Origin of the sequence: Sphaerimonospora thailandensis (assembly GCF_016863115.1) — a bacterium.
Classification (GTDB): domain Bacteria; phylum Actinomycetota; class Actinomycetes; order Streptosporangiales; family Streptosporangiaceae; genus Sphaerimonospora; species Sphaerimonospora cavernae.
On sequence record NZ_BOOG01000017.1, the window covers coordinates 79,458 to 99,695 of the forward strand.

The following is a 20,238-nucleotide window of genomic DNA, read 5'->3' on the forward strand; positions in this document are numbered from 1 at the left end:
GGGCTTTCATGTTGTGCGCCGCCAGGGACTCGAACCCCGGACCCGCTGATTAAGAGTCAGCTGCTCTAACCAACTGAGCTAGCGGCGCAGAGCTCTTAGAGAGTATCGCACCGCCCAGACCACTCAAAATCGGATCAGCGAGCACCCGGACTCGATCCGGTCACGACATGCGGCGGAGGATGCGGGCCGCCGTACGCGCCAGCAGCTCGATCTGCTCCTCCGTCAGCTCGGCGTCGTGCTGCGAGCGGATCCAGCGCGCGATCCGGCGCGGATGGGCGACGGTCAGGCCCTCACCCGTGATCGTGCCGCCGCGTCCCCAGATCGCACCGTCCCGCACGATCTTGCCGCTGTGTACGGAGAGCACGGGCGAGATCGACACGTCGATGCCGGTCTCCCTGCTCAGCAGCGCCGCCATCGACGACGCGGCGTCGATGAGCCCTTTCGCGGCCGAGGTGCCGAACTTCTCGTCGAAGAACAGCCGCTCGCCATATCGCGCGATGACGGTGTCCGGCGACCAGGCCTCGTTGTCCACGATCCACAGGCCGCCCGGACCGATGACGAGGTGGTCGATCGACGCCTCGCCCGGTACGGCCCGGCCGTCCATGACGCGGTAGCCGTACCTGCGCAGGCCTCTGCGCAGCAGCCGGCCGGTGCGCACCTCGCCCCGGCGCTTGCCGCGCCACACGGCCGTGCGCTCGTACGACCGCCAGGCGATGAGGAAGTCGGTGAGGGCCGCCGCGGCGGCGAGCACCAGGCCGGTGGCGAACGCGTCGAGCCCGAACCGGGCGGCCAGCAGGTTCCCCGCGACGAACCCGGCCACGGCGATGGCGGCACGGATGCGCAGCCTGTTCTTGCGTCCGGCATACCAGAAGGTCACATAGAGGTTCTGCGGTGAGGCCCCGGTGAACTTCTCGTCTTGCGGGACATAGATCGACCCACTGGGCACGCGAACTCCCCCCACTCGTCGCCGCCGGCGGTGGCGCCCGGCCCCGGCGGCGGTTTCTCCAGGGATACCCGATCGGGAATCCCAGCTCTCCTAAGGTGATGGAAGTAGCGCATTTCCGCCAGTCGACACTGTCCTGACCGACCAGTCGGTACGCTTGTCGGCGACACACGAGGAGGCACGGATGGCGCGGGGCACGACCACCGAGGAGCCGGTACGGCAGCGCCTGGTGGCCGAGGCGACCCGGCTGTTCGCCGAGCGCGGCTTCGAGAGCACGTCGGTACAGGAGATCGTGGCGGCGGCCGGAGTCACCAAGGGTGCGATGTACCACTATTTCGCCTCAAAAGATGATCTGCTGCACGAGATCTACGGGCGTGTGCTGCGCATGCAGACGGAACGGCTGACGATGTTCGCCGACGCGGCCGGCCCGGTCGCCGAGCGTCTGCACGCGGCGGCGACGGACGTCGTCGTCACCACGGTCGACAACCTCGACGACTCCAAGGTCTTCTTCCGGTCGATGCACCAGCTTTCGCCCGAGGTATACAAGACCGTCAGAGCCGAGCGCCGCCGCTATCACGAGCGCTTCCGTGACCTGGTGGCCGAAGGTCAGCGGGCCGGGGTGTTCCGCGACGACATCCCGGCCGAGATCGTGGTCGGCTTCTTCTTCGGCTCGGTCCACCATCTCGGCACCTGGTATCACCCCGACGGCCCGCTGTCCGGCCCCGAGATCGGCCGTCACTTCGCCGACCTCCTCCTCAGGTCGCTGGGGAATGCCTGACAAATACCAGCCGGTATGGGTGTCGACATCGCCTCTCCACCGGCCAAGTGGTCCCCGTGGATCACCTCGAAGTGGCCATACGGCGGTGCCGTACGCGCCGGATAACGTCGGGCGCATGACCGCCAAGATGCCGGAACCCGTTGTTCTCGAGGGCCGGGTCGTACGGCTCGCGCCGCTGACCCTCGACCACGTGCCCGACCTGTTCACCGCGCTGGGAGGGGACGAGGAGGTGTGGCGGTGGCGGCCCGCCCCCGCTCCCGCTTCGGAGGAGGACATGCGGCGTCACGTCGCCGCGCTCCTGGCCCGACCGGCGACCACGCAGTTCGCCGTGGTCTTCAAGGAGACGGGGCGGGCCGTCGGCTCCACCGGCTACTGGGACGTTTCCGGCTTCGACGAGAGCGTGGAGATCGGCTCGACCTGGTACGGCAGGGCCTACTGGCGAAGCGCGGTGAACACCGAGTGCAAGATCCTGCTGCTCGACCACGCCTTCGACACTCTGGGCCTCACCCGCGTTCTGTTCAAGACCGACATCCTCAACCTGAGGTCGCAGGCCGCCATCAAGCGGATCGGGGGCGTCCGGGAGGGCGTGCTCAGGCGGCAGTATCGGCGGCCCGACGGCACCTGGCGCGACAGCCCCTGCTACTCCATCCTGGACGATGAGTGGCCGCCCCACCGGGCCCGCCTCCTCGACCGCCCGGTTCCCGATCTAGAGTAGGCGCGTTCCGTCCGAGAGGCAGGGAGCACGGCATGTCGCACGCGGTGGTGATCGGGGCGGGCATCGGCGGGTTGACCTCAGCGGTGGCCCTTTCGCAGGAGGGCTGGACAGTTACCGTCCTGGAGCAGGCCGCCGCCATCGATCCCATCGGCTCGGGGTTGGCCATCGCCCCGAACGCGCTGCGGGCGCTCGACACGATGGGGATCGGCGACGAGGTCCGGAAGTTGTCCGCGATCCAGGGCGAGGGCGGCATCCGCCGCCCGGACGGCCGATGGCTCTCCCGCTCCGACACCGACGCCATGATGGCCCGGTACGGCGACCCGGTCGTGCTGCTCCTGCGTGCGACGCTCGTCGACCTGCTGGCCGTACGGCTGCCCGCCGGCGCGCTGCACCTGAACCGCCGGGTCGAGTCGGTCGATCCGGCGGCGGGCCGGGTCGTCACGAACGAGGGGACCATCGAGGGCGACCTGATCGTCGCCGCGGACGGCATCCGGTCGGCGACCAGGAGAACGCTGTTCCCCGGGCATCCGGAGCCGCGCTACGCGGGCGTGACGAGCTGGCGCGTCGTCGGCCCGGGATCGGACTCGCCGAGAGCCTCCGAGACGTGGGGCGCCGGCACCGTCTTCGGCGTGATGCCGCTGGCCGGAGGCCAGGTGTACTGCTACGCCACCGCGACGGTGCCGCCGGGCCTGCGCGCGTCGAGTGAGAAGGACGAGCTGATCCGGCTGTTCGGTGACTGGCACGCCCCCATCCCCGCACTGCTGGCCGCGGCCGATCCCGGCGCGGTGCTCCGCCATGACATCTACAGCCTCGACACGCCGCTGCCCGCCTTCCACCGGGGCAGGACCGCGCTGGTGGGCGACGCCGCGCATCCGATGACGCCGAATCTCGGACAGGGCGCCTGCCAGGCCATCGAGGACGCCGTCGTGCTGGCTCGGAACGCGGGCGCGGCCGTCAAGGCAGGCACCGCCGTCGATCTGGCCGCCTACAGCCGGGCGAGGGTGGCGCGGACCACCCGGATCGTCCGCAGGTCTCGGGCGATCTGCCGCCTCACCCGATGGCGCCGCGGGCCGGCCGTGGCCGTACGCGACGCGATGCTGCTGGCCATCGGCGCGCTCGGCACGAATGTGGCCTTCCGCCAGTTCGACGACGTCTTCAACCGTCCGGCGAGCCCCGACCGCTGACCATAAGGGATCGGCACGGAAGCCAGGCCCCGGTCACCTGGCCAACTCGGCCGCCGCGCCCGGCGGCGGAGCACTCCGGTACAGCACCACGTATCCCTCGCGGTCGAACAGGACCTCGTAGCCCATCGTCTTCAGTTCCTCCACCCGCTCCCGCTGCCGGTCCACCGACCCCCACGGGTAGGCTCCCCTGGCCGTGTCCGCCACGATCCACTGGGCGACCGGCGGGCGGTCGTTCCACAACAGCACGGTCGTCCGGGCGGACAGGTGCGGTCCCACGTGGTTGACCGCCTCGACGGCCACACCGCTGGGCACCATCCTGACCGCCTGCCCGGCGGCGACCACGTCCGGGTGAGTCTCGTAGAACTCGGGCCGGATCAGCTGGTCGAGCGGGAAGCGCGGCACGAGCGTGAGCGCGACCACGCACACCCCGGCCGCCCAGGCGAGCGCACCCGCCCGCGGATCCGGCCACACGCGCCGGACCCACCGCAGCAACCTGGACGCGCCGTCCACCCCCGCGCACAGCAGGACCGCCACGGTGAAGGCGCTGTGGTGGAAGTCGACGCCCCACCAGATCTCCCGGTCCGAGAGCATCCGCTCGAGGATCTGCGGCAGCGCCATCAGCGTCAGCGGCGAGAACAGACAGGTGAACAGGGCGGGCCAGAGCAGGAACGCCCAAGTGTCGATCTTCACCTGGGGGCCGACGAGCATCTCCAGCACGCGCGTCGGATCACCGGCGGCCGTGGCGAGCACCTCCGGCACGCTCCTGCCCAGGTGGTCGTAGGCCCAGTAGAGGCCGGGATCGCCGCCGACCGCCGGGATCAGGATCCCCCTGGCGAGGCCCGTGTAGAGAATGCCGAGCCCGAGGTAGCCGAGCCCGTCGAGCCGTCGGCCGCGCGTCACCAGCAGGCAGCAGCCGAACCCGGCGACCATGAGGCCGGTGTCCTCCTTCACCAGCAGGAACGCGCAGATCGCCACCGCCGCGGCGAGACGCCTGCCCGCGTGGAACCGTTCGATGGCGAGGGCGGTGAGCACGGGCGCGAACGCGACCTCGTGAAAGTCGAAGTTGGCCGCCTGCGCCACCGGCCAGGACAGGGCGTACGCGACGGCGACGAAATAGGCGGGCGCCGTGCCGAGCACCCGCCGGGTGAACACCCAGATCGGGGGGATGGCCAGCGCGAACAGCACGGCCTGGGCGACGATCAGCGTCTCGGGGCCGTCGTGCAGCCAGTAGAACGGGGCGAGCACCGCGAGGATCGGCGAGAAGTGCTCGCCGAGTTGGACGAAGTCGACGCCCTCCCCGAGGTCCACCCCGCGCAGCGGGCTGGTCGGCGCTCCAAGCCGGGCGAACCCGCGGATCGTCTGATCGAACAGGGTGAGGTCGAGGCTGGTCGCCCGGTAGAGGTAGAAGCGGACGAGTCCGAGCAGCGTGTAGACCCCGATGGCCGACACGGTGATCGCGGCCACCCCGACGACATGCCGATCCAGCCGCCGCACCGCTCTGCCGGCTCTCGGCGGGGAGCCGGTCGGCTCGGTCGGGCCGGCCGGCTCGCGGTCGATCGTCCGCGTCTGCTCTGTCACCGGCGCACTCAGACTCGCCCCGCGCCCAACGCGCCGCCGACAGAGCCGTCCACCTGGCCGTCCACCTGACTGTCCACCTGGCTGCCGACAGGCACCGGCGGCTCATCGGTCGGGCTCGGGGCGGCACGGGTGTGATCGGGGGTCAGGCGGCCCAGCGTGATCGTGCCGCCGATCAGCACGCCGGCGGCCAGCAGCGCCGGGATCACGTTGCCCGCGCCGGTCGGCAGCGACTCTCCCAGCAGTACGGCTCCCGCGGCCACCGACGTGATGGGATCGATCACCTGGACCCCCGCGTAGGCGATGCCGAAGTAGCCCACGGCGTACGACTTCTGCAGCAGCACGACGGCGAAGACCAGCAGCGCCGGGATCACCAGCGTGAACCAGTGCAGCAGACGGCTCAGGTCCCCGTTGAGACCGCCGCCGACGACCCGGACGAACGTGGACACGGTCGCGGTGACCGAGCCCGCGCCGATCGCCATGAACAGCGCCTTGAGCGGGCCGCGCAGGCATCGCGCCACCAGGAACGTGACGGCGACCACCAGGCCGACGCACCCGATCAGGCCCAGGGCGGATCCGTCCGACAGCACGGGGGTCGTGTCGTGCGCGGGGACCAGCAGCATCAGGCCAAGCAGCCCGGCTGCCACCGCCACCGACCCGATGATCTCGGGCCGCCGGGGTCGTCTGCCATGCAGCAGCGCGGCGAACGGCACCGCGAAGACGAGCGTCGTGACGCTCACCGGTTGCACGGCGACGAGCGGTGCCATGCTCAGCGCCACGGCGTGCAGGCACGCCCCGGCGAAGCCGATGCAGCCGCCTATCCACCAGCGCGGCCGTTTCATCAGCGTGAGCGTGGCACCGTCTCTTACGGCCTCGAACTGCTGGATGGCGGCGCCCAGCGCGTACCCCAGCGCCCCGACGAGGGCGATCAGCACTCCCACCCACATCATGGGCGCCGACCGGTTTCTGCGGAAGAAGTCACCGACCAAGACTAGGTCCCCAGGCGATCCTCGCAGCCGGAGGCCGGGGGTCGGCGGCGATCAGGAACGCTCGGGGCAGACGCAGAAGAGGTGGCCCTCGGGATCCGCGAGGACGATCCAGCCCTGGCCTGGCTGGAACTCCGGCTTGGTCGCCCCGAGTTCGAGGTACTCCTCCACCGCCTTCTCCACGTCGGGCACCCGGAAGTCCAGGTGGAACTGCTTGTCCGGGCCGGGCCAGGCGGCCGGCTTCCGGTCCGGCACCCGCCCGAAGTAGATGCTGACGGTGCCGTCGCCGATGCCGGCGTACTCATCCTCGGCGTACTGCACCTCGAACCCGGTGATCTTCGAGTAGAACTCGGCGAGCTTCTTCGGCTCGGCGCAGTCGATGGTCACGGCGAGGAACTTCGCGATCGTTGTCATGCCCGCCATGCTGCCCGCCGTACCTGTCAGAGCGTGTCAGGTACGGCGGGCGCGGCGTGAGCAGTCACGGGGTGGTGGCACCATGAACCGGGCAGATGGCACTCTGGCCGACGGAACTCGGGCAGACGGAACCAGTCCGGCGGCCCGGACGTTGAAGCGAGTGCCCTGCCCAGTTCATGTCGACCGGCGCGAGGTGACCGGCATAGCAGGCTGGAGCGACGGGCGAAGATTGGCGGGAGGGCGTGGGCATGGCGCGGGTGACCGGTTGGATCAGGCGCCTCCTCGACAAGCCGGGGAGCGTCGATCTGGCGCCGTTCCAGCGGATCGTGGCGGAGGCCGGAGAACTCGAGGCCGGTCTGCGCGACCGGACCGAGATCATGCCGAGCGATGCGGATCGGATCGGCGCGGATCGGATCGGCGCGGATCGGATCGGCGCGGATCGGATCGGCGCGGATCGGATCGGCAGCGCCGAGTTCTGCGCGGTCGTACGCGAGGCGGCCCGCCGCGCGCTCGGCGAGCGTCCCTTCGACGTGCAGCTCGCCGGCATGCTCGCCATGCTCGACGGCCACGTCGTCCAGATGGCCACCGGCGAGGGCAAGACGCTGGTGGGGGCGTTGACCGCGGCCGGGTTCGCGCTGCGCGGCAGGCGGGTGCACGTGGTCTCGGTGAACGACTACCTCGCCCGGCGGGATGCCGAGTGGATGGCGCCGCTGTACGGCGCACTGGGCCTGACCGTCGGCTGGATCGCCGAGAGTTCGACGCCCGAGGAGCGCCGGGCCGCGTACGTCAGTGACGTCACCTACGCGGCGGTGAGCGAACTCGGCTTCGACGTGCTACGCGACCGGATGTGCACCGATCCGGCCGACCTGGTCGTACCGGCCCCGCAGGTCGCGATCGTGGACGAGGCCGACTCCGTGCTGGTGGACGAGGCGCGGGTGCCGCTGGTGCTGGCGGGTTCGGCCGATCAGGGGGTGGCCCTGCCGGAGATGGCAGCGCTGGTCCGGCGGCTGTCGAGGGGATACCACTACACGATCGACGAAGAGGGCCGCAACGTCTTCCTGACGCCCAAGGGCACCGACACCGTGGAGAAGGCGCTCGGCGTCGACCTCTACGCCGACCCCGGCGTCGTCACCCAGGTCAACCTCGCCCTGCACGCCCACGCCCTGCTGACCCGGGACGTGGACTACATCGTCAGGGACGGACGGGTGCACCTCATCAACGCCTCACGCGGCCGGGTCGCGATGCTGCAGCGATGGCCGGACGGCCTGCAGGCCGCGGTGGAGGCCAAGGAGATGCTCGCCGCTTCGGAGACCGGGGAGATCCTCGACTCGCTGACGATCCAATCCCTGATCCGGCGTTATCCCGAAATATGCGGAATGACCGGTACGGCGCTTGCGGTCGCCGACCAGCTCCGCGAGTTCTACGACCTGCGGGTCGCCGTCATCCCGCCGAACAAGCCATGCGTGAGAGTCGACGAGCCCGACCGGATCTTCGCCACGGCGGAGGACAAGGAGCAGGCGCTGCTGGAGGAGATCGCCGAGCGGCACGCCACCGGCAGGCCCGTCCTCGTCGGCACTCTCGACATCGCCGAGTCCGAGCGCCTCGCCGAGGCCCTGCGCGCCAAGGGGCTGGATCCCGTGGTGCTCAACGCCAAGAACGACGCGCGGGAAGCCGAGGTCGTCGCCCGCGCCGGGGCCCGCGGCGCGATCACCGTCTCCACCCAGATGGCCGGGCGCGGTACGGACATCCGTCTCGGCGGCGGCCGGGCGGAGGAACGCGAGCGGGAGGTGGCCGCGCTCGGCGGGCTCTACGTCATCGGGACCGGCCGGCACGAGAGCAGCCGGCTCGACGACCAACTCCGTGGGCGGGCCGGACGGCAGGGCGACCCCGGGGGTTCGGTGTTCTTCGTGAGCGGGCAGGACACGCTGCTCACCGCCTACCTCGCGGACGAGTCGCTGCCTGCGACCGACGCGGACGGCGTGGTGCGCGACAGGCACGCCGCCTATCTCATCTCACACGCCCAACGTGTGGCCGAGGGAGTCAACCTCGAGATCCATCGCAACACCTGGCGGTACACCCGCCTGCTCGAGCGGCAGCGCGGGGAGCTCATGGAACGCCGGGACAAGGTCCTGCACGGAGACACGGCGGCCCGGGCGATGCTGGCCGCCTGCCCGGAGCGCTACCGGGAGCTCACCGAGGCGGTGGGGGCAGACGCGGTCCAACGGGCCGCCCGGCAGATCGTGCTGTTCCATCTGGACCGGTGCTGGACCGAGCATCTCGGCTTCCTGTCCGACCTCCGCGAGGGCATCCACCTGCGGGCACTCGGCCGGCTGAACCCGCTCGACGAGTTCAACAAGGAGTCGGTCCCCGCCTACCGCGCCATGCTCGACGAGATCGAACGACGGTCGATCGAGACCTTCGAGAAGGCCGACCTCACGCGTGATCTCGACGAACAGGGCCTGCGGCGGCCCAGCGCGACCTGGACCTACCTCGTCCAGGACAACCCGTTCGGCTCCGAGTGGGACCGGATCCTCAGCCGGGTCGCCGGCGCCCTGAAGCGCCGCAAGCGCTGAGCCCCTCCTCTCCCAACACACCCAACACACCCAACACCAGGGTCTGGCCTGGGCTTAGTCTCTGCTGTTCCTCAGGAGGTCGCTCACCATGGCGAGCGGCCGGGGACGGCGGCGGAACAGCGCCTTCACCCCGACTGCGGCGAGCGCGCCCACGAACACCGCGGCGGAGATCTCCGGGGTGGCCGTGGGAGTGGGGCACGGCGGCGGCGCGTCGTCCACCACGCGGTAGGCCCCGCTTGAGAACGGCTGCGGGGCGCCCTTCTTGCCCGGGCCCGCCCCCCACTCGGTGATGACGTACTCGACGGGGATGTGACCGATGCCGCCGACACCGTCGACGGTGTACGAAGAGGTGTTCCACTCGCCGCCCGTCAGTTCGGCGAACGTCTTGCCGTCGAGATCGAGCATGATGCCGTTGTTCGACGGCACTCCCGGCCCGCGGTCTCCGACGAAGAACTCGGCCTTCTTCCCCTGGTAGGTGACGTAACCCTTGGTGCCCATCGGCCAACTCGGGCTGGCCGCGAGCCCTTTCTGCATCGGCAGGCCAGACGCGGGGGCGCCCGTGTCACCGTTGATGCCGGAGCCGTCGTCCCAGAAGTACGAGGCCGTCGTGCTGCCCTTGTACCGCACCTGCACGCCGTTCTCGACGGGACAGGTGACGTCGTTGCTGGAAATGGGGGTCTCCTGACGTGGTCACGAATGGGTAATCGGACACTAAGTCAGGATCATGCACTTTTACTACGTTTAGCGACGAAATTTTACCTTCCGCCCATATCGCCATGATCTATCTCAAATAGGACATCGGGTGCGAGAGTCGGTCATCGACCGGCCCCGCCCGGTTGGTACGGACTCCGTGGCTGCCGCCTCGCCTTCAGGCGCGCTTCGGCTCGTAGTGCAGCGCGACGACCCCACACTCGAACGGGTGAGCGGCGACAAGGCGGAGCCGCCGGTAGGCGCCGCTCGCGAACACCGGCATTCCGGCGCCGATCGCGATCGGGCTGACGAACAGGTGAAGCTCGTCGAGCAGCTCATTGGCGATCAGGCTCGACACGAGCGTGCCGCCGCCGTACGCGATCAGGTCCCCGCCCGGCTGGGCCTTGAGCTTGTTCACGATCTCGACGAGGTCGCCGCCGGCGACGACGGTGTTCTTCCAGGGTGACTCGGTGAGCGTGTTGGAGACCACGACCTTGGGCGTGTTGTTCATCCAGTCGATGGTCTCCTCGGGCTCGCCCTCCGGCCTGGACTCCCATGCGGGGATGAACCCCTCGGCGAGCTTTCGGCCCAGCACGATGCGGTCGACCGGCTCCATCAGCCCCTTGATGTAGGTGCCGATGTCGTCGGTCCACGCGCCCGTCATCCAGTCCATCTCGCCGTTCGGGCCGGCCATGTAGCCGTCGACGCTGACCTGGGTCTGGAGCTTGAACTTGCGCATGAGCTGCTTCCTTTCCATGGCTTCCGACTTGGCGGAATGCGGGTCCGGATCGCCTCGTCGGCCGAACGGTCTCCATCATGGCATCCGACGATTTTTTTTGTCAAGGCATAAATATTTGTCGGCTGGAGATGCGGAGCCAGATGGGTCGGCGAAGTGTGAATGACCTGCTTGGGGCGGGTCATAGGTACTCAGAAGCACCGGAAGGACAGCTGCCCGCATCGCTGCGGAGACCGTGATCGGCCCGGCTGGAACACGACCTGGGACCGGCACGGAACGAACGGATGATCAGAGGAAAGCGATGGGTGTCGAGACCATGATCGCGGCAGACGTGATGAGCCGGACCCTCGTCACGGTCGAGCCGGACGAATCACCACTGATGGCATGGGAGCTCATGCGGCGGGCGGGTGTGCACCACCTGCCGGTCGTGGACGACGAGTCCAGGATCGTCGGCGTGCTGGGGCGGGAGGACCTGTCCTCTCATTGGTCGGGAGGTCCGGCGGAACAGTCCCGGGTGCGGGTGAGGGAACTCCTGCCCGACAGGCCCGGACCACAGGCGGCGCCGACCTCGCCGCTCGATGAGGTGGTCGCCCAGATGATCGATTCGGCGGCGGGCGCCGTTCCGGTGGTCAGCCCCCGGGGCACCCTGGAGGGATTGATCACCGCGAGGGACGTGCTGCTGGCGGTCGCCGGACGCGTTCCGCGCCGCGAGGACGCCGACGTCAAGGGCGGGCTGTTCCGCCTGGAGCCGGTACTGCCGCCGCATCCGTGATCAGCACGACGGCGCCGTCCACCCGGCCGGCGTGCCCAGGTCGTGTTCTAGCCGCGGGTGATCCTACGCCCGGTGATCTCGACGGGCGCGATCCTGATGAACAGCTCCCGCTCGCCGCCCGCCCACGTCTCCAGGCCGGTGGCGGCGGCCTGCGCGCGCTCCTCCTCGCCGGTGATGTGGTGGGCCCCGCCCCGTACGAGCACGCTCCACCCCTCCCGGCGCGCCTCGTCTATCCGGTCGACCTCGAAGGCGACCTTGAACTCGGCGCCCTCGACCCCGGTGCGGAGATCGGTGTCGAGGGGTCCGCCGAGCGCGGTACGGAACAGGATCGTGCCCGCGTCCATCGTGTAGTTGACCGGCAGGATCACCGGTCCGGTCGGGCTGTTGAACGCCACCCGGCCCACGCCGCCCGAGGCGACGAGCTCCAGGCATTCGTCCTTGTCGAGCCATTCCAGCCGGGTCCGGCCGGAGTCGGCGTCCTCTGCCATGGGTACCTCCCGGTGATCGCCGCCGTTTCGGGACTTTCCGGCTTCTTCCTTCATCCGCATGCCCGATCCGGGCACGATCATCACACATCGTTCCTGAGGAGGCCGAACGGAATGGAAGTGCTCAGCAGCCGGATGCTCCTGCGCCCGGCCGATCCGGACGCCAGCCGAAGGTTCTACCGGGATGTGCTCGGGCTGGCGGTGTACCGCGAGTTCGGGCCGGCCGACGACCCCGGGGTGGTGTTCTTCCTCGGACAGGGCCTTCTCGAGGTCTCCCCGGCCCCTGAGACCGACACGGTCTCGGAAGGCTCGCACGCGGCCCACCTCCAGATCTGGCTCCAGGTCCGGGACGTCCGGGCGGAGCACGACCGGCTGGTGGCCGCGGGGGTGCCCGTACGGCGCCCGCCTCTCACGGAGCCCTGGGGGCTGATCGAGATGTGGATCGAGGACCCGGACGGCACGCCCATAGTGCTCGTCCAGATCCCCGAAGGCCACCCACTCCGCCGGGACCGCCGGTCCATCGACCTTTGATCGCGCGAACCCGGGCCCGCCCCGCACAAAGTCAACCTGCGCGTAGGGTCATAATCCTCAGATGACCCAACACCCGAGGGAGTCGCCGAGATGAGGCGGACCAGGCGGGCGTCGGCCGTTCTCAGCGGATTCCAACATCCGGCCAAGATGATCGTGACGGCCTTCGGCCTCGCCGTACTGCTCGGCACCGCCGCGCTGGCCCTGCCGTTCGCGACCGAGTCGGGTGAGTCGGCCGACTGGCTCACCGCCCTGTTCACCGCCACCTCGTCGGTGTGCGTGACCGGCCTGGCCGTCGTGGACCTGTCGGCGCACTGGTCGGTGTTCGGCGAGGTCGTGATCGCCGTGCTGATCCAGATCGGGGGGCTGGGCATCATGACCCTGGCCTCCCTGTTCACCGTGCTCGTCTCCGGCCGGCTGGGCCTGCGCGCCCGGCTGTTCGCTCAGGAGGAGCGGAAGGCCATCGGCATGGCGGACGTGCGGCACCTGCTGCGGCGGGTCGTGCTGTTCAGCCTGGCCTCCGAGGCGGTCGTGGCGGTGATCCTCACGCTACGGTTCGCCACCGGGTACGGCGAACCGCCCGGCCGGGCGGCCTACCTCGGGGTCTTCCACGCGGTCACCGCGTTCAACAACGCCGGGGTGACCCTGTGGCCGGACAGCCTGATGCGGTTCGTGGCCGACCCGTGGATCTGCCTGACGATCGCGGCCGCGGTGATCACAGGCGGGCTCGGGTTCCCGGTGGTGTTCGAACTGCTCCGCTGCTGGCGCCGTCCGAGCAGGTGGTCTCTGCTGACCAGGATCACGCTGACGGTCACCGCCGTCCTGCTGCCGCTGGGCACCCTGCTCTTCCTCGGCACCGAGTGGAGCAATCCCCACACGCTGGGAGCGCTGGACGAGTCCGACCGGGTGCTGGCCGGGTTCTTCGCCGCCGCGATGCCGCGTTCCGCCGGCTTCAACAGCCTGGACATCTCGCAGATGTACCCGTCGAGCTGGCTCACCACCGACCTGCTGATGTTCATCGGCGGCGGCAGCGCGGGCACGGCGGGCGGCATCAAGGTCACCACGTTCGGCCTGCTGGCCTTCGTCATCTGGTCCGAGCTGCGCGGGGAGACCCATGTCAACATCGGCCACCGGCGGCTGCCCGAGTCGGCGCAGCGCCAGGCCGTCACGATCGCCGTGATCAGCGTGACCGTGATCGTCGTCGCCACCTACATCCTGCTCGTGCTGACGCCGCACAGCCTGGACCAGGTAATGTTCGAGGTCGTCTCGGCGTTCACCACGTGCGGCCTGTCCACCGGCATCACCTCCGACATCAGCCCGGCCGGGCACGCGCTGCTCGTCCTGCTCATGTTCGTGGGCAGGATCGGACCGCTGACCTTCGGCTCCGCGCTCGCCCTGAAGGAGCGCACCAGGCGTTACGAGCTACCCGAGGAGCGGATCATCGTTGGCTGACAGGACAAGCGAGCCGGTCGTCGTGGTCGGGCTCGGCCGCTTCGGCACGTCGCTCGCGCTGGAGCTCACCCGGCGCGGCACCGAGGTGCTCGCCATCGACCGCCGGCCCAAGGTCGTGCAGAGCCTGGCCGGGCACATCACCCATGTCGTCACGGCCGACTCCACCGACATCGAGGCGCTGCGTCAACTCGGCGTGCCCGACTTCTACCGGGCCGTGGTGGCCATCGGCGGCGATCTGGAGGCGAGCATCCTGACCGCCTCGCTGATGGTGGAGCTGGAGATCGACGACATCTGGGCGAAGGCGATCAGCCGCCAGCACGGCCGGATCCTCAGCAGGATCGGCGTTCAGCACGTGGTCTTTCCCGAGCACGACATGGGCGAGCGCGTCGCGCACATGGTCAGCGGCAGGATGCTCGACTACATAGAGGTCGACGAGAACTTCGCCCTCATCAAGACCCGCCCGCCCAAGGAGTACGTGGGCGTCCCGCTGGGAGAGTCGAACCTGCGCCGCAAGCATGGCGTGACGGTCGTGGCGGTCAAGAGCCCGGGCGAGGAGTTCACGTACGCCACCGCCGACACCGAGCTCGGCTACGGCGACGTCATCATCGTCTCCGGCCGGACCGAGCAGGTCGAACGCTTCGCCGAGCTGCCCTGAGCCTGGATCCGGCCGTCCGTCGCTCTCACCGGTAGACGGCCACCGCGGCCTCGCCGATGAGCAGGTCGACGGTCGCGACGATCTCCTGAACCGACCGGGAGTACTCGCCCGCGATGGTGCGCAGGCGCCCGATGAGCTGGCTCGACGGCTGATCGATGTAGAGCACCGACTCCAGGTGCAGCACACCGACCAGCCCGCACAGCGCGGCGCAGTGGGCGTCGGGTTCCTCCCGGCGGTCGGCGGCCGCACGCACCCCGGCGCGCGCGCGTACGGCCGCAGTGGTGTTGACCGGCTGGTAACGGGTCTGCGCGAGCATGCCCAGGCGGCGTTTGTTCACCTTGGTGAGCACGCCGGCGGCGATCAGGCTTCCGCAGGTGCGGTCGTAGATGTCCTCGGCGATCTGTTTGATCCAGATCTTGAGATCGCGGTTGGCCCGATCGTTCAGGATCGCGGGGATGAGGCTGTCGGCGACCGTGTCGCCGATAGGGGTGCGATCGTAGACGGCGAGCTGTCCCTGGGTGACGCTGAGTCGGCCGCTCAGCGTGAGATCGAGCAGCACCGCGCCGGCGAGTCCGAGGCGCAGGGACGGCCGTTGGATCAACGCCTTGCCATCGTCGTCGTGGGCGATGAGGTACAACTCCTGATGGAGCGGCAGCCGGTTCATGACGTCGGGGTACTCCCTTGCTGCGCGAAGCCGGACAGGTTGGGGCGCCGGCCCATGGCGTACAGAATGACCAAGATCAGTGCGCCGATGCCCAGCCAGATCAGCCCCAGCCACTGGGCCAGGATGCTGGCATTGATCACCACGTAGATGAGGATCGCCATCCCGATCAGTGGCATGACCAGGTGGGACCACAGATCGGTCGAGCGCTGCCGGACCAGGTAATGGACGATAACGGACACGTGCAGGACTATGAAGGCGATCAGCGCGCCCATGCTGATGAGGCTGACGAGCAGATTCGCGCCGTCCTCGATATTGGCCATCCACACGCCCAGCACGACGGACAACGCGGCGACGAACAGGGTGGCGTTGGCCGGCACCGAGTGCTTGACCGAGATCTTCGCCAGGAAGGCCGGCAGCTGCCGGTCGCGTGCCATCGCGTAGAGCAGACGGGACACGCCGACCTGCGCGACCAACGTGTTGGCCAGCCCCCAGGAGACCGCGGTCGCGACCGATGTGAGGTTCGAAAGCCAGTCGCCGCCCGCGATGGCGGCGATGTCGTAGAACGCCGTGCCGTTGTCTTCGCCGCTCAGCAGGGCGGCCGGATCCGGCACCAGCAGGGCGGCGACCCACACCTGGGTGATGAACAGCACACCGGCCAGCAGGAGGGCCAGGCGCATCGCCTTGGCCACCTGGGTCGAGCCGCCCTTGGACTCCTCGGCGAGCATGCTGATGCCGTCGAAGCCGAGGAAGGAGAGCACCGCGAAGGAGACCGCGCCGAAAACCAGCGACATGGAGAACCTGTCGGAGTTGAACAGCGGATCGAGGCTGAACCCGTGCCCCTTTCCCTGTGTGATCGCCCACAGGCCGACCATGATGAACAAGGCCAGGACGACCAGCTCAACGACGATCATCATCTTGGTGAGCGAGACGGTCATCCGGATGCCGCGCAGGTTGATCACCGTGTTCACGATCACGAATATGATCAGCCATATCCACACCGGGACCGCCGGCACTGTGGCGTTCATCGCGATCGACGCCATCAGGTACAGCAGCGTGGGAGCGAGGATGTAGTCCAGCAGGATGGCCCACCCGGTCATGAACCCGACCGGGGGCGCGATGCCGCGCCCCGCGTAGCTGTAGACGGAACCGGACAGCGGGAAGGCCCTGACCATCTGGGCATAGGACGCCGCGGTGAACAGCAGCGCGACCATCCCGATCAGGTACGCCAGCGCCGGCATGCCCTTCGAGACACGGTAGACCTCGCCGAAGATCGCGAATGGCGCGATCGGCACCATGAAGATCAGGCCGTAGAACACCATGTCGGCCAGGCCGATACCGCGGCGTAGTTCCTGGCGGTATCCGAACCGCTCGACAGTCTCCTGTGGCTGCACGGCAGCCTCCTATATTTCGTTGTTTCGCAAGCTGCAAAATTCGTCCTGCCTGCAAGCCGATGGCACGCGAATGCGCTCCATCGACCGGGCCATAGGGGATGATCCTCCTCTAGGGAACGTCGTGCCGCAAGCCACAGATAGGCCAACAGACACGACCTCGAACGGCAGCACCCGGTGCCGGCCACCGAGGAGACACGGTGAAGAGAGTAGAAATCTTCGACAGGCGGCCGATGTGATCGAAACGTTCTTCCCGACTGTGCGGGGGCCATCGAGTTCTTCCACGATCCGCGGACGAGACGCACTTCCCCGCGGAGGAACAGGCCATTGAACGGGCGGTCGAAAAACCCCGGGCACCCTGCGGCCCGGGGTCTCTCCTTCGGTGCGCCGCCAGGGACTCGAACCCCGGACCCGCTGATTAAGAGTCAGCTGCTCTGACCAACTGAGCTAGCGGCGCGTCCTCTCCAGAGTAGCGGCACCTCGAGGTGCTCTACGCCAGAGGGCCTCGGCCGTACGGCACTGACGGACGTGAGAAGACCCGTGGAAGGCAATCAGAGCCTGTCCTGACCCTTACGTGTCCTGGATGTTGCCCCCTGTCGCCCCGGGTACGGATCCCGATGACGAAGGGAGATAGATCATGACACCGGACCTTTGGTCTTATCCCGCCAGCATCCAGGAGACCGGGCAGGGCCTCGACATCGCCGGATACGCCGTGGAGGCCACGGACGGCAAGATCGGGTCCGTCGACGAGGCGAGCAACGAGGCCGGCCAGAGCTTCATCGTCGTGGACACCGGCCCCTGGATCTTCGGAAAGAAGGTCATGCTGCCGGCCAGCGTGGTGACCCAGATCGACATGCGCGAGCGCAAGGTCTTCGTCGGCCGCACCAAGCAGGAGATCAAGAGTGCGCCGGAGTTCGACTCGGCGGCCTACCGGGAGGCGGGCTACCGCGAGCGCGTGGCGGACTACTACGGGCGCTTCCAGGGCCCCGGCGGCATGCAGGGCGGCATGGGCATGTAGCCAGGGCGGACCCGCCGCCACCGCCGATCCCCATCCAAAAATCCAAAGCAGCAGACAGACGTCCACGAAGGGCCGTGCCGTACGGCGCGGCCCTTTTACCGCTCTACCGGCCTCCCGGCTCACTCACGGCCAGTGGACCGGCGAGGTCGGCGAGGTCGGCGCGATGACGCGCAGCCGTTCGAGCAGCGTGACGAACGTCGACGCGTACGGCGACGGCGCCACGACGGCGGCGACCCGGTCCCAGTCCACCTGCTCCCGCATGGCCCGGACCATCGGCAGCAGCGATCCGTAGTCGCAGCTGTGTTCTGACAGCGGCAGGATCCAGGAGACCACCAGGTCGGTGGCCTCGAGCACGGGCAGGCTGATCGCCGCGGTGGTGATCGACTGCGCTCGCGCGATCAGCTCCTCGGTGACCGGCCGCTCGGCGACCGAGAAGATCATGTCGACGAGCACGCCCTCCTCGTCGAACGCCTTGACCAGCCAGTCCTCCGGCGGTTTCGCGGTCCGGAAGCCCAGACCGTCCAGCGTCTTGAGCGCGAGCGGGACGTCCTCCTCCATGAGTGCGAAGTCGACGTCGTGAAGCGATGGCGCGGCGCCTCTGGCGTACCCGGCGCAGCCTCCGGCCAGGGCGAACCGGACCCCGGCCTCCTTGAGACCGGCGCCGGCACGCTTCAGCGTCTCCAGGATGGCGTCGGTGACCGCATGACCGTGACTGCCCACTCATCTCGCTTGCCCGCACATGTTCGCCGCAAACAATCCCGGGTAGAGCGCGGGCATGACCGAGACCCTCAAGGACATCCAGCATGCCTACGAAGGTGAAGAAGAGCGCCCGCTCGAGTCGTACACCCGGGTCCTCGCGGCGTACGGCGGTGCCGTCTCCGTGTTACTGGCGGCGGCCCGGCTCTGCCGGCGCCACGCTCCGGAGAAGATCAGCGTGATGGACATCGCGCTGATGGGCCTGTTCACGCACCGGCTCTCCCGGACCCTGGCCAAGGACACCGTCACCAGCCCGATCCGTGCGCCGTTCACCAGATACGAAGGCGTCTCCGGCCCTTCCGAGCTGAAGGAGGGAGTCCGCGGGTCGGGGCTGCGCCACGCCCTCGGCGAGCTGCTCACCTGCCCGTTCTGTCTGTCCCAGTGGGTGGCCACCGGATACGCGGCCGGGCTGGTGTTCGCCCCCCGGGTGACCCGTATGGCGGGCGCGACGATGGCGGCCGTGGCGGCCTCCGACTGGCTGCAGCTCGCCTACAGCCGCTTCATGAAGGCCGCGAACGAGTGACGCCGCCCTCACGGGTCAGGGCCGCGGCTCGACGATGTTACGGGGCGGACCGTCAGGGCAGTTGACGGATATGGCTACGTTACTGTGGATCATCGCCGTCGTACTCGTCATCTCCGGAATCTACGTCATCCTGGCCCGCCGGGACATCCTGTGGGGGATCGTCCTCATCGTCCTCGGTTTCCTCATCGGCCCCGGCGGCGTCAGCATCTTCAATCCCTAGCCCCCTCATGGCAGATCGCGATTACGACGAAGGTGCGGCCCGGCTGTTCGATTCGGACCGCACTGTCGTCGCTCGTGAGGGAGACCTGCCGGGCCTACTGGCCTTCACCGTCCAGGCAGTACACGGCGTAGGCGTGCTTGATGACCGGGAGCGCCACGTTCCGTACGCGGACCCCGCCGGGGGTCACGCCTTGTTCCATACCGGCGTGAGCATGGCCGTGAATGAACAGGTCAGCGCCTTCCGCATCCGCCGCCTCGGCCAGAAGGTAGCTGCCGAGGAACGGGTAGATCTCCGGCGGCTCGCCCATGAGGGTCTCCTTGACGGGCGAATAGTGGCTCAACACGATCGTGCGGTCGGCGTCGAGGTCTTTCATCGCCCGGCGCCAGCGGTCGGCGATCTCCCGGGTGTGGCGGACGAACGCCTTGGTCTCCGGCTCGCCGAACTCGCTGGCGCACTTGCCGGCGAAGCCTCCGCCGAAGCCCTTGCCGCCGGCTATGCCGAGCCGCACTCCGTTGACCGTGATCGTCATCGCGTCGTCGTCGAGTACGGTGATCCCAGCGTCCCGCAGGGTCTGAACGATCTTCCGGTCGGCGTCCGAGTGGTAGTCGTGGTTGCCGAGCACGGCGATGACGGGGATGGGGAGACCGTGCAACTCGTCGGCGACGATCCTGCCCTCGGTGGCCGTGCCGTGCCTGGTCAGGTCACCCCCCACCAGCAGCACGTCGGCCCGGTGCTCGATGTCCTCGAGCCGCTTGCGGTACTGGCCGCTCAGGTCCGATCCGAGATGGATGTCGGCGACGGCGGCGATCCGCAGATCCGTCACAAGTGCTCCTCCTCCCCCGGCTCTCTCACCTCGACGAGCGTGATCTCGTTGTGCACCCGCAGGCCGGGGGTCGCCTCACGTGCGACCTCCTCGATCACACGCCGCCGCTTCTCAGAGGGCACCTGGCCACGGAGAAACACGTGCTCCCCCCGTACGTCCACCCGAATACCCAGTTCTGTGGTCCTGTCGTCCTCCGCGAGCACCCGCTGCACGCGGGCCGCGACATAGTGCGGAGTCTCCATGGCGTCCCCCTGGTCTCCTCCCGGTTTCCACTTGGCACCGGCCTGCTCCAGTTCGTACGGCAGGGTCCCGTACGGCTACCGCTGCCCGCCGCCTTCCCGGCGAAACACCGCCCGAACG

The 20,238-nt window shown here is 68.9% G+C and carries 22 protein-coding genes, 2 tRNA genes and 1 pseudogene; 11 read left to right on the forward strand and 14 right to left on the reverse strand.

Annotated features, from left to right (window positions below; translation table 11 throughout):
* Positions 1-14: 14 nt before the first annotated feature.
* Both Mth01_RS10170 and Mth01_RS10175 read right to left on the reverse strand, forming a co-directional pair.
* Positions 15-88 (reverse strand) — tRNA-Lys (locus Mth01_RS10170).
* Positions 89-160: 72 nt separating this feature from the next.
* Complete coding sequence (locus Mth01_RS10175) at positions 161-946, reverse strand: NERD domain-containing protein (protein ID WP_204014992.1); 786 nt, start codon at positions 944-946, stop codon at positions 161-163.
* 181 nt (positions 947-1,127) lie between these two features.
* On the opposite strand from Mth01_RS10175, the gene Mth01_RS10180 reads away from it, so the two are divergent.
* The 3 genes from Mth01_RS10180 (at position 1,128) to Mth01_RS10190 (ending at position 3,620) form a co-directional block, all read left to right on the forward strand.
* Positions 1,128-1,721 carry a TetR/AcrR family transcriptional regulator gene (locus Mth01_RS10180; RefSeq protein ID WP_204014995.1) on the forward strand — a complete coding sequence of 198 codons (594 nt, stop codon included), beginning with the start codon at positions 1,128-1,130 and terminating at the stop codon, positions 1,719-1,721.
* 115 nt (positions 1,722-1,836) lie between these two features.
* Positions 1,837-2,436, forward strand: coding sequence for a GNAT family N-acetyltransferase (locus Mth01_RS10185; protein ID WP_204014998.1), 600 nt, complete (start codon positions 1,837-1,839; stop codon positions 2,434-2,436).
* Positions 2,437-2,468: 32 nt separating this feature from the next.
* Entirely contained in the window at positions 2,469-3,620 is a 1,152-nt protein-coding gene (locus tag Mth01_RS10190; RefSeq protein ID WP_204015001.1) for an FAD-dependent monooxygenase, read from the forward strand.
* 33 nt (positions 3,621-3,653) lie between these two features.
* On the opposite strand, the gene Mth01_RS10195 is transcribed toward Mth01_RS10190, so the two are convergent.
* From Mth01_RS10195 to Mth01_RS10205, 3 genes are read right to left on the reverse strand one after another with little or no spacing between them, the layout of a single operon-like run.
* Complete coding sequence (locus Mth01_RS10195) at positions 3,654-5,198, reverse strand: DUF2079 domain-containing protein (protein ID WP_239089528.1); 1,545 nt, start codon at positions 5,196-5,198, stop codon at positions 3,654-3,656.
* Between the two features lie 8 nt (positions 5,199-5,206).
* Positions 5,207-6,184, reverse strand: a complete 978-nt coding sequence (locus Mth01_RS10200) for a DMT family transporter (RefSeq protein WP_239089529.1) — start codon at positions 6,182-6,184, stop codon at positions 5,207-5,209.
* Positions 6,185-6,235: 51 nt separating this feature from the next.
* Entirely contained in the window at positions 6,236-6,595 is a 360-nt protein-coding gene (locus tag Mth01_RS10205) for a VOC family protein (protein ID WP_204015004.1), read from the reverse strand.
* A gap of 248 nt (positions 6,596-6,843) precedes the next feature.
* Between Mth01_RS10205 and secA2 the strand changes: the two genes are divergently transcribed.
* Positions 6,844-9,168: an accessory Sec system translocase SecA2 gene (secA2, locus tag Mth01_RS10210; protein ID WP_239089530.1), complete on the forward strand. Its 2,325-nt coding sequence runs from the start codon at positions 6,844-6,846 to the stop codon at positions 9,166-9,168.
* Positions 9,169-9,404: 236 nt separating this feature from the next.
* Here secA2 and Mth01_RS10215 read toward each other — a convergent pair.
* Together Mth01_RS10215 and Mth01_RS10220 are read right to left on the reverse strand one after the other, a co-directional pair.
* A pseudogene (locus Mth01_RS10215) lies at positions 9,405-9,801 on the reverse strand (hypothetical protein); the annotation flags it as partial.
* A 235-nt stretch (positions 9,802-10,036) separates the two neighbouring features.
* A complete protein-coding gene (locus Mth01_RS10220) occupies positions 10,037-10,597 on the reverse strand; it encodes a dihydrofolate reductase family protein (protein WP_204015007.1) in 561 nt (186 codons plus the stop codon).
* Between the two features lie 298 nt (positions 10,598-10,895).
* On the opposite strand from Mth01_RS10220, the gene Mth01_RS10225 reads away from it, so the two are divergent.
* Entirely contained in the window at positions 10,896-11,366 is a 471-nt protein-coding gene (locus Mth01_RS10225; protein WP_204015018.1) for a CBS domain-containing protein, read from the forward strand.
* Between the two features lie 47 nt (positions 11,367-11,413).
* On the opposite strand, the gene Mth01_RS10230 is transcribed toward Mth01_RS10225, so the two are convergent.
* Positions 11,414-11,854, reverse strand: a complete 441-nt coding sequence (locus Mth01_RS10230) for a pyridoxamine 5'-phosphate oxidase family protein (RefSeq protein WP_204015020.1) — start codon at positions 11,852-11,854, stop codon at positions 11,414-11,416.
* A gap of 111 nt (positions 11,855-11,965) precedes the next feature.
* Between Mth01_RS10230 and Mth01_RS10235 the strand changes: the two genes are divergently transcribed.
* The 3 genes from Mth01_RS10235 to Mth01_RS10245 all read left to right on the forward strand — a co-directional run bounded on the left by Mth01_RS10235 (position 11,966) and on the right by Mth01_RS10245 (position 14,486).
* Positions 11,966-12,382 carry a VOC family protein gene (locus Mth01_RS10235; RefSeq protein ID WP_204015023.1) on the forward strand — a complete coding sequence of 139 codons (417 nt, stop codon included), beginning with the start codon at positions 11,966-11,968 and terminating at the stop codon, positions 12,380-12,382.
* A 90-nt stretch (positions 12,383-12,472) separates the two neighbouring features.
* Entirely contained in the window at positions 12,473-13,831 is a 1,359-nt protein-coding gene (locus Mth01_RS10240) for a TrkH family potassium uptake protein (protein WP_239089531.1), read from the forward strand.
* Positions 13,824-14,486, forward strand: a complete 663-nt coding sequence (locus tag Mth01_RS10245) for a potassium channel family protein (protein WP_204015026.1) — start codon at positions 13,824-13,826, stop codon at positions 14,484-14,486. Before Mth01_RS10240 ends, Mth01_RS10245 begins: the two co-directional genes overlap by 8 nt.
* 25 nt (positions 14,487-14,511) lie before the next feature.
* On the opposite strand, the gene Mth01_RS10250 is transcribed toward Mth01_RS10245, so the two are convergent.
* From Mth01_RS10250 to Mth01_RS10260, 3 genes are all read right to left on the reverse strand, one after another.
* Entirely contained in the window at positions 14,512-15,150 is a 639-nt protein-coding gene (locus Mth01_RS10250) for a GOLPH3/VPS74 family protein (RefSeq protein WP_204015029.1), read from the reverse strand.
* The gene (locus Mth01_RS10255) at positions 15,147-16,541 is read right to left on the reverse strand and encodes an APC family permease (protein ID WP_239089532.1); all 1,395 of its coding nucleotides are present in this window, start codon (positions 16,539-16,541) and stop codon (positions 15,147-15,149) included. Before Mth01_RS10255 ends, Mth01_RS10250 begins: the two co-directional genes overlap by 4 nt.
* 380 nt (positions 16,542-16,921) lie before the next feature.
* A tRNA-Lys gene (locus Mth01_RS10260) sits at positions 16,922-16,995 on the reverse strand.
* Positions 16,996-17,175: 180 nt separating this feature from the next.
* Here Mth01_RS10260 and Mth01_RS10265 point away from each other — a divergent pair.
* Positions 17,176-17,556: a PRC-barrel domain containing protein gene (locus Mth01_RS10265; protein WP_204015032.1), complete on the forward strand. Its 381-nt coding sequence runs from the start codon at positions 17,176-17,178 to the stop codon at positions 17,554-17,556.
* 123 nt (positions 17,557-17,679) lie between these two features.
* Here Mth01_RS10265 and Mth01_RS10270 read toward each other — a convergent pair whose 3' ends face one another.
* Positions 17,680-18,276 carry a nucleotidyltransferase family protein gene (locus tag Mth01_RS10270; protein ID WP_204015034.1) on the reverse strand — a complete coding sequence of 199 codons (597 nt, stop codon included), beginning with the start codon at positions 18,274-18,276 and terminating at the stop codon, positions 17,680-17,682.
* A 55-nt stretch (positions 18,277-18,331) separates the two neighbouring features.
* On the opposite strand from Mth01_RS10270, the gene Mth01_RS10275 reads away from it, so the two are divergent.
* Both Mth01_RS10275 and Mth01_RS10280 read left to right on the forward strand, forming a co-directional pair.
* On the forward strand, positions 18,332-18,835 hold the full coding sequence (locus Mth01_RS10275; protein WP_204015037.1) for a DUF1360 domain-containing protein: 504 nt from the start codon (positions 18,332-18,334) through the stop codon (positions 18,833-18,835).
* 70 nt (positions 18,836-18,905) lie between these two features.
* Positions 18,906-19,055: a GPGG-motif small membrane protein gene (locus Mth01_RS10280; protein ID WP_204015040.1), complete on the forward strand. Its 150-nt coding sequence runs from the start codon at positions 18,906-18,908 to the stop codon at positions 19,053-19,055.
* A gap of 94 nt (positions 19,056-19,149) precedes the next feature.
* Here Mth01_RS10280 and Mth01_RS10285 read toward each other — a convergent pair whose 3' ends face one another.
* Complete coding sequence (locus Mth01_RS10285) at positions 19,150-19,878, reverse strand: metallophosphoesterase family protein (RefSeq protein WP_204015044.1); 729 nt, start codon at positions 19,876-19,878, stop codon at positions 19,150-19,152.
* Complete coding sequence (locus Mth01_RS10290) at positions 19,875-20,120, reverse strand: BON domain-containing protein (RefSeq protein ID WP_204015047.1); 246 nt, start codon at positions 20,118-20,120, stop codon at positions 19,875-19,877. The genes Mth01_RS10285 and Mth01_RS10290 overlap by 4 nt, the downstream gene beginning before the upstream one ends.
* Between the last annotated feature and the right edge of the window lie 118 nt (positions 20,121-20,238).